A 14,397-nucleotide genomic window follows, 5' to 3' on the forward strand; every position below is an offset into this window, starting at 1 on the left:
ACAGGACATGCGTCGAGGAACCGTGGTCGTCGTCGAGCCGTACTCGTCGGGAAACATGCTCGCGCCGGCCTTCCGGCAGGGCGGCTTCTCGCCGTGCGCCGTGACGTTGTCCGGGGTCTCGGCACCGAACCCCGCGACGCTTCGCCTCTCCGACTTCGACGAACACATTGCGTACGACGGCGGTGAACTCGGGTCGCTGGTCGGCCGGTTGCAGGCTCTCGCTCCGGTCGCGATCGTGCCGGGGACCCATACCGGCATCAAGCTGGCCGACGAGCTCGCCGCGGTGCTGACACCGAAGCTGGCGAACGTTCCGGACCTCGGATCGGCGCGGCACCACAAGGGCGACATGATCGCCGCCGTCGCGGCGGCCGGCCTGCCGACGATCAGGTCTCTGTGTACGTCCGACGCCGACGACGCGCTCGACTGGATCAGCCGGGAGCGATTGGTCGGCCGTGATCTGGTGGTCAAACCCGCCGACTCCGCCGGCACGGACAGCGTCCGGTTCGTTTCCGGCGGACATGACCCGCGTGCCGTCGTCACAGAGTTGCTCGGCTCGGCGAGCGTGTACGGTTCGCGCATTTCCGAGGTACTCGTACAGGAGCATGTCAAGGGCGTCGAATACGCCGTGGACACCTTCAGCTACGAGGGCAGGCACACGGTGAACGACATCGTGCGGTACCACAAGGTCTCCAGTCGGCGGCACATCCCCCTGTACGCGAGCATGGAAATCCTGGCGATGGACGCACAGGGCAACGACGCGATCATCGACTATGTCAAAGGTGCCCTCGACGCGCTCGGGATCACGTTCGGCGCGGCGCACACCGAGGTGATGGTCACCGAGGCCGGGCCGCTGCTCATCGAGGTCAACGCCCGGCTCTCGGGCGGTGGGCACCCGTGGACCTGCGAACTGGCGACCGGTGACAACAGCGTCGATCGCATGGTGCGGTACTTGGCCGGGGACCGGAACATCCCGGACGGCTACCCGCTCCAACTGACCACCCTCGCGGTCTTCTTCGCCGTGCGGTCCGCCGGAGTCGTCAGCGGTATCTCCCGCCTGGACGCCATTGCGGACCTGCCCAGCTGTTACAACCTGCAGGTCAACGTCCAGGACGGAGACTACGTCCCGGAGACGGCCGACATCTTTGACGCGCAACGGCTGGGCATGGCGGTCCTGGCGCACAGCGACCCCGCACAGGTCGCCGCCGACCACCGAGAAGTCCGCAGAATCGCGGCCGGTGCCGGGCGGCCGGGTGGCTTCACCATAGATCCGAACCGAGGCGTGGAGTAGTGATGGAGCAGCGGAACCCGTTCGTCGTCCACACGGCAGCCGGTGCGTACACGCGTGACCTGCGCGACCCCGCACTCGTGCCGATGCTGGGCGTCGACGACAGCCGGCTTGCCGCCCTCGCGGACCTGATGGGAGCACCTGTCCGGCGCAAGGACCCGGACGTCTCGGGGACTCTGGTGGTGGCGCCGGCAGGCTCGGCGGCCACGGCCGTGGGACGGGCGTTGGCAGATCGCTTCGATGCCTCGTTCGCGACGCTGTCCACCGGCGGACTGGGGCGGATCCTCGACGCACGCCGCGAAGACACGCAGGTGGTCTTCGTCGCTCTGCACGACGAAATCGATCTCGACGTGGTCACCGAGTCGCTGGAGGTCGTCAGCGCATACCGGCAGGGTGGCCGGCACGCCACGATCGGATTCGTGCTGGGGCCGGACCTGACCGAGCTGAGCTGGTTGCTCGCCAAGGGACTCAGCTGTCACCTCCGCAAGCCTCCGGAGCAGAGCCGGCTGACCGTGGTCCCCTGGCTGCGTCAGCATGCGGCGGCGAGCCGAATCCCGGCCGCGGACGGCGCGGACGCCGCGCCGGAATGGGTCATCGGCGACCGGGCGAGCCGCGCGGTGCTCGAGCCGATGCTGTCCGAGCGGTACACCGGACTCGTGTCCTTCGCGTCGGCCGGGCGAGAACACGCACTGATCCTCAGCGACACCGTGGTCTGCGGCGACCATGCCGGACATCGGGGGCCGTCTGCCCATGGCGCGGCCGCACCGAGCTGTGCCTTCTCGGACCGCTGCTTCCGGGACGGCGTCCGGGCGCGGGACGTCATCAAGGCGGCCGGCGTCCAGGCGGACATCGTGTTCGCCAACTCGTGCATGGCCTGGCGCCCCGGCACCGGTCTGGTGGCGGCCGAGTACCAACTGGCGGGCGCATTCCAGTACGGGATTCCAGCGGCCTACATCGGCGCCGTTCATCAGATGCTGCCGAACCTCACGATCAACGACCTGGTCGGCACCGCGACGGCGGCGGGCACGGACGCCGGGCGGATCTGCGCCGCGATCAACGACCATCTCCGGGAAACCGGTCGCGAGCTGCCCTACTTCGCGGTCCTCGGACTGCCCTGGGTGACCGCGGGCCATGGATCCGAGCCCCCGTCCACCCCCGACGGCGGGCCGGGCGCCGACGCGCACGACGGCGTCCGCGACGTCAAGCCGCAACTGCTGCAACTCGGCCGGACGGTGCGGGCGCTCCGCGAGTTCGGGCCCACCGGATTCATGCCGCCGGACGGGATCGTCGCCATGGAAGCAGAGATCTTGGAACTGGCCCGGACGCTGAAGCGGACGACCCTCGGCGCGGATCCCGCCGAGAAGGCCGACGGCCCGCTACGCCGGCTGGGCACCCTGATCGCCGACGCCGAACTGAGCGCGGTCTCCGACTTCCATGAGTTCGGCAAGATGAGCCACTCCGCCCTCAACGAGATCTGGGAGGGCATTCTCGACACGAGCGTCCGCCCGATCGACGATGCCTGCCCGTACTGCACGGGCCGACTGGCGGAACTCGTCGCGCGGCACCCCGTGTACGAGCAGGTCGGGCGTCGCGCGCTGGTCTGCAACGTGTGCGGGCCGATCGCCGACTTCCCGCTCGACCCGGTCATCGGCGAGGTGCGCATCGAATGCCCGAGTGTCTGGAAGCGGCCGGGCACCGTCACCGTCGACGTGCTGATGACACCCGCCGCGAGCCTCTCGCGGGAAACCATCGCGGCCGGCGCCGTCCATACCTCGGGGGCCGCGAACTTCGGCATGACGTTCCCGGACGCGCAGCGGATCGCCGTCCGGCCGGGGTCTCCCGCACGGATGCGCGTCGACGCCACGCTGAGTGCCGAGGCATTCACCCATCACGCGCACTTCGTCAGGTTCGTTGCCGTGGCAGGAGGGCTCGTCCACTACGCCTCGCGGCCGGTGGCGGTCGCACCGGCCGCGTGAGCTTCACTCCCAGTCGTCCAGCAGTTCACTGGCGAAGGCGAGATCCTCGCAGATCGCGCGGGCGGCGTTGATGCCGCTGCTGGCCGCTCCGGTCCACATGAAGTACGAGGATCCTTCGACGTTCCCGGCGCTGTAGACAAGGGGATTCGACGTCATCCCGTACAGGCTCGTCTCGGGAAATCCCTCCGCCGACAGCTCGAGGTCGAGGTCCTCGGCGAATGTGCGATAGGGCCGGACCACCTCGCCGAGCAGCAGGGTGTCGGCGCTGAGGGTCCGCCCATGAGCCGTCTGCAGGGTGACGCCGCCCGCCGGGTCCGCGGAGGCACGGACCACCTCGTCGCACAGCACTTCGACGTCATGGCGGGTGAGCAGACGGGCAAGTCGTCCCCGGCTCGCCGACGGTTCCCCGACCAGAACCGTCATCCGCTTGGCGAACTGCCTCGACAACGCCGCCATCTTGAGCGTCTCGTCCCCGGTGCCCACACAGACGAACCTGCTGCCACTACGCTCATAGGTGTGGCAGTAGGGGCAGTCGAAGGCCGATCTGCCCCAGACACCGTCCGGCAGCCAGTCCGGCAGGACGTCGACGCGGCCGGTGGCGAGAAGCAGCCTTCTGCAGCGCAGACCGGGATGCGCGCCACCCTCGACGACAACGTGGTCCTCGTACGCGCGAACGGATGTGACCTCGTCCCACAGCATGGTCACGCCGTATCGACTGGCGTCCTGTTCCATCTTCCGGTAGATGTCCGCCGGGGCGGCCCCGTCGGCGTACGGGACGTTGTTGACCGAGCTCGCCGGTGAATTGCGTCGCCGGGGCTTGGAGATGACGAGCGTGCTTCGCATCGAACGGCCGAGCATGGTGGCCGCGGTCAGGCCCGCCGCTCCCGCACCGATCACAATGACGTCATAGAGATCGTCGTACATCGAGACTCCCATCGACAACTCCGAGACGGTCGCTACCCGGCGGGCTGAAAGAGCTCCCGCAGCGCTGCGCGATCGACCTTTCCCGTCTGGCCCACCGGAAAGGTCCGGCATACGACCACGCGACGGGGTTCCATGTACCTGGGCAGCCATTCCCCCAGACTTTCCCTGACCGTCCTGGCGTCCAGCTCTCCCGAAGCCCTGAGCGCGAGCGCCAGGTACGGCGAGTCCCCGTCGTCCACCTTCAGGGCGATCGCCTCGTCGACGTCGAGGACCCGCATGGCCACCTGCTCGATCTCGCCGAGCTCGATCCGGAACCCGTGGATCTTCACCTGCGAGTCCATGCGGCCCAGGAACTCGACCCATCCGTTCGACGTCCAGCGAGCACGATCGCCGGTCCGGTACATCGTGTAACCCTCGCCCTGGTCCCACGGATCCGGCAGGAATCGGTCCGCCGTCAGGGCAGGATCGCCGAGGTATCCTGCGGCCACGCAGACACCGGTGATGTACAGCTCCCCCGGTTCATCGACGTCGCAGGGCGTGAGATCGTCGTGGAGGACGTAGTACCGGCTGTTCTGCATCGGATGCCCGTACGGGATGCTCCGCCACGACGGGTCGACCTCGTCCACGACGAAGTCGTTGGACCAGACGCAGGCCTCGGTGGCACCGCCGAGCGCCACCAGAGTCGCACGCGGGAACTCACGGCGGAGAACCTCGAGGGTGTTCAGCGGGATCCAGTCACCGCTGAGAAAGACCCGGCGAAGTCGATCCCGGTGCCGGCGGGACGACTCGTCCAGGAGCAGCGTCACGGCGGTGAACATGGCCGGCGCGGAGTTCCACAGCGTCACCGGGTGCTCGACGAGGGCGATCGCGATCTCCTCGAGCTCTTCCAGATCGGCATCGGGAAGCAGGAGAACACTCGCACCGGCAGCCAGGACCCCGAAGACGTCGTACACCGACAGATCGAAGCTGAACGCCGCTGTCTGCAGCAGGATGTCGCTCGCTTCGACGGAGTTGCGCCGATTGAACCACTCGATCAGGTTGACGACGCTGGTGTGCCGGACCGCCACCGCCTTCGGCCGCCCGGTGGAGCCCGACGTGAATATCGTGTACGCCAGCTCGTCCGGTCCCGCGGGCCCGGCCTCCTGTGGACGGGCCGAGGGCCGGGAGGCGCATCTCGCGAGCACCTCGGGTTCACTGCCGTGGCGTACCGCGATGATCGTCATGTCCTCGCCGATGTCGCTCGCCCTGCCGCAGTACGGTTCCGTGACGAGGACATGACCGATGTTGCTCGCCTTGAGCACCTCCGCCATCCGGCGCGCCGGCCATCGTGGATCCAGCGGGACATAGTAGGCGTCCGCGCGCAGAATCGCATGGATCGCCACGACGGCATCGGGGACGTGATCCGCCAGCAGGCCGACCGGCGTGCACGGAAGGACGCCGTGCGCAGCGAGATGCTCGGCGAGCAGTGAGCTCTCGGCCGCGAGTTGGCCATGCGTGAGCGCCACTCCGGATGTCGTTCGCAGGGCCGGATCGTCGGCGTACTTGGCCGCGGCGGCATCGATGAGATCCATGATGCGACTGGTCGCGGAATAGTCGTACCACGTCTCGTTCCACTGTTCGACTGGGCTCGGATGCCGAGCCGGCTGATCGGCGGTCATGAGACGCTCCCAGGGTCGCGAGGCAGGGACTGAGCGGTCAGTCGTCGGCTGATGTCGGCCCCCGCCAGGAAGCGAGCGAACGCTGCGGATCCGCGGTGGCGGCGAGCACGGCATCGGCGATCGCCGTCACCATGTCGTGCGCCCGCCCGTGACTGAACCGGCTTTCATCGAACTCCAGACGCAGGCGGTAGCTTCCCGCCTGCTCTTCCACGAGCAGCGCCAGCGGCGAACCCGTGCTCGGCTCGCCCTCCAGCGGGTCGAACTCCAGTGGTTCCACGTCGCCGAGCGGCCAGTCGGGCAGCTGGACCGGCGCGGCCACGGTGATGCCGACCGCCCCGAGATTGCGCATGTCGGCGCCGTCACCGCCCCCGGCGGTGATCACGTTGTAGAACGGCATGTGCTGCCGCTCCATGGTGGCCCACACCTCGCGCTGCACCGCCCGCGCCAACACACCGAACGTCGCGTCGGCGGCGAACCCGACGCGTACGACCCTCGGTCCGGCCAGTGGGCCGACGTGTGCCTGCGACTCGGGTGTCAACCGGTTGTCCACCACGGTCGCCACCCAGAGATCGGTCTGCCCGGTGTAGCCGTGCAGCATGGCCATCGTCCCCGAGGCGAACAGCGCGAACAGGTTCACCCGTAGCCGGCGCAACCCGGCCACCACGGCGCCGTCCGGGTCGGACAGCACCGTCTCCACGGCCCCGGTGGGCGCCAGCGTCGCCCCCTCGAGCCCCGGCCTGTCGCCGGGCAGGCTCATGACCGGCAGATCGCGGAGCCGCGACGTCCAGAACTCCTCGTCACGGCGGCGTACCTCCGGGTCGGGGTTGCGAAGCAGGCGAGCCGTCTCCTGGTACGGCTGCTTGATCTCAGGCAGGTCGTCCGACTCCCCGCTGATCTCGGCGCGGTACAGACGCGTGAACTCCTGCAGCAAGAGGTTCTGCCCGTAGCCGTCGATCACCAGTTGATGGCAGGTCAGGACCAGCAGGTGGTGGTCCTCGGCGCGGCAGACGAGCGTGACCCGGAACAGCGGCTCGTCGCCGAACCGGAACGGGGTGCGGGCGATGCCGCGAAGGAGTTTCTCCGCCGTGTCCGCGGCGGCGTCAGGCGCCTCCACCACCCGCAGCTCAGGCGGCTCACCGAGATGTGCGACCGGCGCCGAACCGCTCCCGAACACGGTACGCAGGACGGACTGTCGCAGCGACAGTCGCCGGACGGCCGCGGCCAGCGCCGTACGGTTGACCGGACCACGCAGGCGGAACACCACGGTCGCCAGGAACACCGGCGTGGGGGCGAGCGCACACGCCGCCCGCCACAGGTCGCTCTGCTGGGGCGAGAGCGCGGTCGCGGCCGGCGATCCGCCGAGCGCGGCCGGACGACCTGCGTAGTGCCCTACGAGAGCGGCGATCTGCTCGTCGCCGACCACCGGGCCCCAGAAACAGTTGTTCCGCACGCTCGATCCCTCCTGTGGTCCGATGCCCCAGCCGCGGGTGACGGTGTATGTGGTGGTGGTCATGCTCGGGCACTCAGCCTCAGCCGCGCGGTGAACCGGTCAATGTACTCTGCGAGGTCGGCGGCGACGCTGGGCTCGAAGGTCATCACGGGCTCCAGCCGGTCCCCGGATCGCGCTCGATGCGCATTCCAGCGTGATCTGGCGGTCCGACCACCGACGCAGTGACGGGGCACCGGCGTCGGCGTACGGAAAGCAGAACAACCGAGCCGGTGCGTCGATCGAAAGCTCACGGATCAGCCATCGCGACCGCACAAGCGCCACGGTGCCTCCCCAAGGAGTCGGTTGGGACGGGGCCCAAACTAGCGATGAGGGGTTAGATCGGGGTTACGCTCGCCGCCCGACCCGCTCATCGCTCGGAGACGACGGTCGACCAGTTCAGGCCAGTAGGCTGAACACCGGTCCACACGGCTCGAGGCGGTGACCGTCGATCTCCCGTGCCGGGTATCAGTTCTGATGCGGTATCGGTCATCACACTGACCCGTTGCTGACTTTCCTGACGCCGCGCCTGTCACCTGCGCACGCGCGTCACGTGATCTCGGTGGGCTTTCCAAATTGGCTCGTCAGGTCGACGGCCCCGAGGTTGGTCGAGGAGCCCAGCAGCTCGTCATAGAGCTCCTGGACCGGATCGGTACCCATCTCGGCCACGACGGCATCGAAGCCGCGATGCAGTGACGATCTCGACTGTGGCGCCTCCTCGGACGAGGGCCTCGACCGCGTCGAGTGCCTGGTTGCCGCCGTGGTCGTCGTAGACCATCACGTGACCCTGCAGCCGTCGTGCCCCGGCAAGTACGTCCCAGGTGCCGTGGACCAGGCCGGCCCCGGGAATGCGGGGTGCCGCGGGAGTGCCGCCGGTCGCGACGATCACGACGTCCCAAGGCTGTTCGAGAAGCGTCGGGCCGGTGACGTAGGTGTTCAGCGAGATCGGAACGCCCAGGCGGGCGAGTTCGTCGGTGCGCCAGTCGATTATTCCGCGGAGGTCGCGGCGGCGAGGGGCCAGTGAGGCCAGCAGCAGCTGTCCTCCCACCTTGTCGGCGGCCTCGAAGAGGTGCACGTCGTGGCCGCGCTCCGCCAGGACGCGGGATGACGCACGGACGGATGCGGTCCGTGCGACCGTCGCGGACCTTGTTCGGCAGTTCGGGGTCGGCCATCAACGCCCTGGTCATGCCGACCAGATCGAGCAGGCCCTCCGCGATGGCGTACCGGGCGGTGGCGACGTCACTGATCCAGGCGGCGTGCATGACCGGGACGGAGAGCTTCGGCCACTCCATGGGCGGCCTGACCGCGCTCATGCTGGCCCACCAGGAACCGGACCGGATCCTGAGCTTCGTCGACATCGAGGGCAATGTCGCCCCCGAGGACTGCTGCCTCAGCCGGCAGATCCTCACCCATCCCGCGACGGACGACGAGCGTTTCCTCGACGGCTTGGTCGAGCGGGCACGCCGGTCGACCGAGTCTTCGAGTCGATGGTCGCTCTGTCGGACCACGGCGACCTGATGACCAAGTTCCTGGCACTGCCCTTCCGCCGCGTGTTCATGTACGGCGTCGAGAACGCGCACTTGTCCTACCTGCCCGAACTCGCCGCGAACGGTGTCGAGACGGCCGAGATCCCGCACAGCGGGCACTGGCCGCTGTACGCCAACCCCGTCGCGATGTGGGAGCGGATCGCCGCGTTCCAGTCACGCACCGGCTCCTGACCAAGCCCTGCCTGTGCGGCAGTTGACGCATCCGTTCCGGCCGTCCCAGGCCCTCACCCGTATCCAGCAGTCCTCCCTGCGCCCCACCGGGGCCGTCCCACCGCCGGGAACTGTGCCCCTGGCCCGGGGAGAACCCGACTTCCCCACCCGGAGCCGATCGCCGAGGGCCTGCGCGAGGCCCTGTGGGGCGGCCACACCCACTACGGCGACGCCAACGGCGATCCCGAACTCCGCGAGGCCATGGCCGAGTCGGCGAGCCGCCTCGCCCCGGAGCCCTACTCCGGCACGAACGGCCGATATCAGCGTATGCAAGAGCCCCCGAACACTCTCGTGACGATTGCCGCAGCGCACTCTGCATTCGATGACTTGGCCGGGGTGATGGCCAGGTCGACCTGTGTGTCATCCGTCGACCGGTTGCGGGTGGAGCAGGAGCAGGGCGATGTCGTCGTTGCGGGGCTCGGCGTACTGGTCGCGGCGGACGAGGATGTCGGCGAGGGCGTCCATGGGCTGGTGCTGTGCCCGTGTGAGCCGGTCTGCGAGGTCGGCTGTGGCGTTCTCGAGGTCGACGCCGGCGGTTTCGACGAGCCCGTCGGTGTACAGGGCCAGCACGGCGCGCGGCGGCAGGCGGATCTCGGTGGCGCGGTAGTCGGCGGCGGGGTCGATGCCGAGCAGGAGTCCGGGAGGCATGTGAAGGACCTCGGTGTGTCCGTCGGGGTGGCGCAGGAGCGGGGGTGGGTGGCCGGCGGTGGCCAGGTGGGCGCGCTGGTGCGCGAGGTCGAGGTGGGCGTAGAGACAGCTGGTGAACAGCCCGGTGTCGAGGTCGGTGAGCAGGCGGTTGGTGCGCGCGAGGACTTCACCGGGGGGTGCGCCGGCGGTGGCGTGGACGGCGGTGCGCACCTGTCCCATGAGGGCGGCGGCCTTGACGTTGTGGCCTTGGACGTCGCCGATGGCGGCGGCGACGGTGGTGTCGTCGAGGCGGATGAGGTCGTAGAAGTCGCCGCCGATGTCCATGCCTCTGGTTGCGGGCAGGTAGCGGGCGGCCACCTCCAGTCCGGGCACGGTCGGGAGGGTGGTGGGGAGCAGGCCGGTCTGCAGGCTGTGGGCGAGCTGGTGTTTGGCGTCGTACAGGCGGGCGCGGTCCAGGGCTTGGGCGATCAGTCCGGCGAGAGACGTCAGTACGGCGCGCTCGTCGGGAGTGAACGGGTGGGGCCGGTCGTAGGAGAGCACCCAGCAGCCCACCGGGCGGCCGGAGACGATCAGCGGCAGGAAGGCCCAGGCCCCCCTCTGGGTCAGCCGCGGGATGTCCGGGTTGAGCTGCTCCATTTCGCGCGGGGAGGCGAAGAAGAGGGGGGCTCCGCTGGTCAGCGCCCGCACGGTGGGGGCTGACTTGTCCCGGAAGGGGGGAAGGTCGAGGCGCTTGAGGACCTCGGGCCGGTAACCGCGCTGACCGACGATGCACAGCCGGCCGCCCTCGGCCACGGACACGACGAAGCCCTGGGCGTCGAAGGCGGGCATGATCTGGTCGGCGGCCAGCTCGACCACGTCCCGCACGCTGACGGCCTCGGTGAGACGGGCGGCCAGGTGCATCAGGTCGTACAGCGAGCCTGCCCGGGTCGGCGTGCCGTGGCTCTCCCTGCGCCCCGGCCCCCGGCGGTCCGCGGGGGCGGCGCGGTCACTGGGGGTGATGCAGAGGCTGATGCCGGAGGCGTCCGGGTAGAGCCGGAGGTCCAGCCGTCGGTCGGGTGGGCGCAGGGCGGTGAAGGATGCGGGCCGGCGGCTGATCACCGCGGCCCGGTAGTGGTCTTCGAAGACCGGGTCGTCCAGCCACGGCAGGGCCTCGCACAGCAGCGCTCCGAGCAGGTCCGGGACACAGCCACCGACCAGGTCGGCCGCGGTGGCGCTGATGAAGGTGATCCGGCCCTCCAGGTCCAGCGCGCAACAGCCCTCCGGAAGCCGGTCGACGAAACCCTCTAGCGCGGCCAGCGCCTCGACCGGCCCGGCCGTACGGGGACGCGGCGGGGCCGGCACGTGCGGCTCGCGTCCGGGCAGTACCGGGTGCCCGCCCTCGGCGGCACGCTGCAGGAGCGCGCCCATGCGGGCGCAGGCGGTGCCGATCACACCGCGTTCGTGCGCGCTCAGCCGCGGCGGGCGGGAGCCGGGCCACAGCAGCTCCAGCGCGCCCCGTGCAGTGGCGTCTGTGGTGACCGGCGCGGCAGCCAGCGCGAGGTGGTACGGCAGTGCGAGCGCGAACCGAGGGTAGTGGCGGGCCAGCTCGGCCTGGCTGCCGAGCCACACCAGGCGCCGCTTGCGCACGGCCTCGGCCGCCGGGCTCGGGTCCGCAAGTGGCACGCGCACCCAGGGCGCGGCGATGCGCCGGGGAATCCCGGTCAGTACCGCCAGCCGCAGCGCCCGCTCGCCCGGCGACAGCAGGTACACCGCGCCCACGGAGGCACCGGTCTCCTGTACCGCCTGAGCCAGGGCGGGGTCCAGCAGCTCCGGGCCGGTGCCGGCGGCAAGGTCGAAGCCAGCAGTGTCCTGCACGCTCACCCTCCCCGGGCGCGCCGGTCGGCCGCCTGCCGGTGCGCCGGACGGCAGTACCGTCGGTTGCGGCCGGCCTGATCCGGTGGCAGCAGATCACACCAGCCGCACCGGATATCGGTCATATGCGCACAATACGCCCGCATGGGTGATGGTGTACGGCGGCTCTGCTCCCCTCCGACGAACCACCGACACACTCGGCTGAGCGGAGAGAGTGCGCCCCCTGTCGGTGCCGAAGGGGGGCCTGGATCGGCTCGGTCGCGGTGGGCGGACCGGCTCTCGCCTGTCTCGGCCGGGTGAGCGCGGTCCCCGCTCTCGCCGTCCTCAGCGGCACCTCCCTGGCCTGCGTCCATGGAGGGCACCTGCTCTATGTCCTTGCGTCAGGAAATCACCCCCCGAGCACCTCCTCGGCCGGGTCACCACCGCCTACTGGACCCTCACCGCCCGCTTCACCCCGGTCCGGCGGGCCGGTCGCTCCTGACCCGGCTCAGCCGCACCCCGTCAGCAGCCCGGTCGGCGCCGACCGGCTTCAGGGATGCGGCTGTCCGGCGTGTGCGGCACGGAGGCTGGGTCACGCGAGGATCTTGCTGACTCGGCCGTATCCGACCGTCTTGCCGCCTTCGCGGATGGCGAAGGGCTGCGTCCGGTCCACTCCGACGGGCGCGACGAGCTCGACGGCAAGGTGGCATCGGTCGCCGGGCATGGCCATCTTGGTGTCCTCGCGGAGTTTCATGCTTCCGGTCACATCCGTGGTCCGGAAGTAGAACTGGGGACGGTAGCCGTCGAAGAACGGGTTCTTGCGGCCGCCCTCTTGCTCCGTGAGGACGTAGACGTCCGCCTCGAACGTCGAATGCGGGGTTGCCGTGCCGTGTGCGGCGAGGACCTGGCCGCGCTCGACCTCGTCCTTCTCGATCCCGCGCAGCAGCACCCCGACGTTCTCGCCCGCCTTCCCCTCGCTCTGCAGCTTCTTGAACATCTCGATGCCGGTCACCGTGGACCTCTTGGTGTCATGGAAGCCGACGATGTCGACCTCGTCGCCCGCCTTGACGACGCCCCTCTCGATGCGCCCAGTGGCCACCGTGCCCCTGCCGCGGATGCTGAAGACGTCCTCGACCGCCATGAGGAACGGCTTGCCGAGGGCCCGTGTGGGGATCGGGAAGGAGTCGACGGCATCCATCAGTTCGAGCACGCTCCTGACCCACCTCTGGTCGCCCTCGAGGGCTCCGAGCGCCGAGACCCGGACGACGGGGACGTCGTCTCCCCGGAAGCCGATGTCCGTGAGGAGGCCGCGCACCTCCTCCTCGTGGGCCTCGGTCCACCCCTCGGCATCCGGATGATCGGACTTGTTCATGGCGACGATGAGTGATTCGAGACCGATGCTGTGCGCCAGCAGCGCATCCTCGGAGGTCTGGACCTGGGGTCCCTCGACCGCGTCGACGACCAGGATCGCTCCGTCCATCTGAGATGCGCCGGTGATCATGTTCTTCACGTAGTGGATGTCTCCGGGACAGTCGACGTGTGCATAGTGCCGAGTCTGCGTCTGGTACTCGACGTGGGTGTTGCAGACCGAGTGGCCGCTGACCTTCTCCTCGGGCCGCTTGTCGATCTCGGCGACGGTGACGGCTTTGTTGAGCTTCGGATACTTGTCCGCCAGCACTTTCGTGATCGCCGCGGTGAGAGTGGTCTTGCCGTGTCCCCTGTGCCCCAGGGTGCCGATGCTGACATGCGGCTTGACATGCGCGGACTGCGATGTGGCCATCATGATCCTCCGGTTTCGCAGGACCCCCGAGCGCCGGGTCACCATGCTCCCCGCCTCTGCGTGACGGTGCGCACCGCCGAGTGGTTGTAAACCGCCATACGGGTGAACTGAAGGCCAACATGACACCATGTGATCGATCGACTGCTGGGGGTGGTTGCCATGCCACAGAAGAGCCGAGGTCTCTCAGACTCGGTCCGCCGCGATCAGCAGGTAGTGGAAGCTGCCCTCCTTGTACGCCGTCAGGAACGGGTCCTCGACGCCTGTGGCCAGCGAGGACTTGGCGCGCAGCTCCCAGTAGGGGATGGTCGCGTCCGTGAGGTCGACGACGTTCATCGGGACGAGGCCGCTCGCGGCCATGGCCTTGAAGTAGGCGCTGCGCGGGTGGATGTTGCAGGTGTAGTGCTCGTCGATGCGGCTGACGGCCTTGGAGCGGCCGCCCGTCACGTCGTTGTAGCAACCCGTGATGACGACGTAGCGGCCGCCGAAGACCAGTTGGCGGGCGTGTTCGGCGAAGAGGTCGAAGAGGTCCACGTACATGGTGGATTCGTTGTTCCAGATGCCCTGGAACGCGCCGGTCGGCAGGCCGGTGTCCAGCATGTTGCGGAAGTGGTAGCGCACCTTGTCGTCCACACCCCGCTTGCGGGCCTGGCCGCCGGCGAACTCGACCTGGGCCTCGGAGATGGAGACGCCGTCGACCTGGCAGCCGAAGCGGGCGTTGGCCATGATGCTGGTGCCGCCGCGGCCGCAGCCGGCGTCCAGCAGGCGGTGGCCGGGGGCGATGGGGCCGAGGTGGTCGAGCAGGACGTCGGCCTGGGCCGACTCCAGGCGGTGGAGCTCGGCGACGATGCGCTCGTCGCGGGTGTCCTCGGGGCCGTCCAGGACGGAGGGGTCGTAGTCGCCGATCCCGTAGTGGTGGTGGTAGAGGCCGTCGACGTCGCCCAGACGCAGGTTGACCGGGTTCTTCTCGGCGTTCCAGTAGTCCGCCACGGATCGCTGGTACGCGGTGCGCAGGACGGGGGCAGGGGTGGTGGTCATGAAAGTGGTGCTCCTTGC

General features: G+C 69.3%; 11 protein-coding genes. 4 read left to right on the forward strand and 7 right to left on the reverse strand.

The annotated features are described in order from the left end of the window. The first annotated feature begins 7 nt into the window (after positions 1-7). Both ACZ5DS_RS08515 and ACZ5DS_RS08520 read left to right on the forward strand, forming a co-directional pair. Positions 8-1,288 (forward strand): ATP-grasp domain-containing protein, encoded by a 1,281-nt coding sequence (locus ACZ5DS_RS08515; RefSeq protein WP_468235227.1) that lies wholly within the window; start codon positions 8-10, stop codon positions 1,286-1,288. 2 nt (positions 1,289-1,290) lie between these two features. Next, positions 1,291-3,261 (forward strand): hypothetical protein, encoded by a 1,971-nt coding sequence (locus ACZ5DS_RS08520; protein ID WP_468235228.1) that lies wholly within the window; start codon positions 1,291-1,293, stop codon positions 3,259-3,261. Between the two features lie 3 nt (positions 3,262-3,264). On the opposite strand, the gene ACZ5DS_RS08525 is transcribed toward ACZ5DS_RS08520, so the two are convergent. The 4 genes from ACZ5DS_RS08525 to ACZ5DS_RS08540 all read right to left on the reverse strand — a co-directional run bounded on the left by ACZ5DS_RS08525 (position 3,265) and on the right by ACZ5DS_RS08540 (position 8,404). Beyond that, positions 3,265-4,185 (reverse strand): NAD(P)/FAD-dependent oxidoreductase, encoded by a 921-nt coding sequence (locus ACZ5DS_RS08525; RefSeq protein ID WP_468235230.1) that lies wholly within the window; start codon positions 4,183-4,185, stop codon positions 3,265-3,267. 32 nt (positions 4,186-4,217) lie between these two features. Then, positions 4,218-5,756 carry an amino acid adenylation domain-containing protein gene (locus ACZ5DS_RS08530; RefSeq protein ID WP_468235231.1) on the reverse strand — a complete coding sequence of 513 codons (1,539 nt, stop codon included), beginning with the start codon at positions 5,754-5,756 and terminating at the stop codon, positions 4,218-4,220. 124 nt (positions 5,757-5,880) lie between these two features. Next, complete coding sequence (locus ACZ5DS_RS08535; RefSeq protein ID WP_468235233.1) at positions 5,881-7,356, reverse strand: condensation domain-containing protein; 1,476 nt, start codon at positions 7,354-7,356, stop codon at positions 5,881-5,883. 601 nt (positions 7,357-7,957) lie between these two features. Continuing rightward, a complete protein-coding gene (locus tag ACZ5DS_RS08540; protein WP_468235234.1) occupies positions 7,958-8,404 on the reverse strand; it encodes a hypothetical protein in 447 nt (148 codons plus the stop codon). 110 nt (positions 8,405-8,514) lie between these two features. Between ACZ5DS_RS08540 and ACZ5DS_RS08545 the strand changes: the two genes are divergently transcribed. Together ACZ5DS_RS08545 and ACZ5DS_RS08550 are read left to right on the forward strand one after the other, a co-directional pair. After that, a complete protein-coding gene (locus ACZ5DS_RS08545; protein ID WP_468235236.1) occupies positions 8,515-8,847 on the forward strand; it encodes an alpha/beta fold hydrolase in 333 nt (110 codons plus the stop codon). After that, positions 8,847-9,047 carry a hypothetical protein gene (locus tag ACZ5DS_RS08550; protein ID WP_468235237.1) on the forward strand — a complete coding sequence of 67 codons (201 nt, stop codon included), beginning with the start codon at positions 8,847-8,849 and terminating at the stop codon, positions 9,045-9,047. The genes ACZ5DS_RS08545 and ACZ5DS_RS08550 overlap by 1 nt, the downstream gene beginning before the upstream one ends. A 399-nt stretch (positions 9,048-9,446) precedes the next feature. Here ACZ5DS_RS08550 and ACZ5DS_RS08555 read toward each other — a convergent pair whose 3' ends face one another. From ACZ5DS_RS08555 to ACZ5DS_RS08565, 3 genes are all read right to left on the reverse strand, one after another. Next, positions 9,447-11,588: a SpoIIE family protein phosphatase gene (locus tag ACZ5DS_RS08555; RefSeq protein WP_468235238.1), complete on the reverse strand. Its 2,142-nt coding sequence runs from the start codon at positions 11,586-11,588 to the stop codon at positions 9,447-9,449. Between the two features lie 568 nt (positions 11,589-12,156). Further along, entirely contained in the window at positions 12,157-13,344 is a 1,188-nt protein-coding gene (gene tuf / locus ACZ5DS_RS08560; RefSeq protein ID WP_468236371.1) for an elongation factor Tu, read from the reverse strand. Between the two features lie 183 nt (positions 13,345-13,527). Continuing rightward, the gene (locus tag ACZ5DS_RS08565; RefSeq protein ID WP_468235240.1) at positions 13,528-14,379 is read right to left on the reverse strand and encodes a geranyl diphosphate 2-C-methyltransferase; all 852 of its coding nucleotides are present in this window, start codon (positions 14,377-14,379) and stop codon (positions 13,528-13,530) included. Positions 14,380-14,397: the final 18 nt, after the last annotated feature.

The organism is Streptomyces sp. NPDC031100 (genome assembly GCF_055570785.1).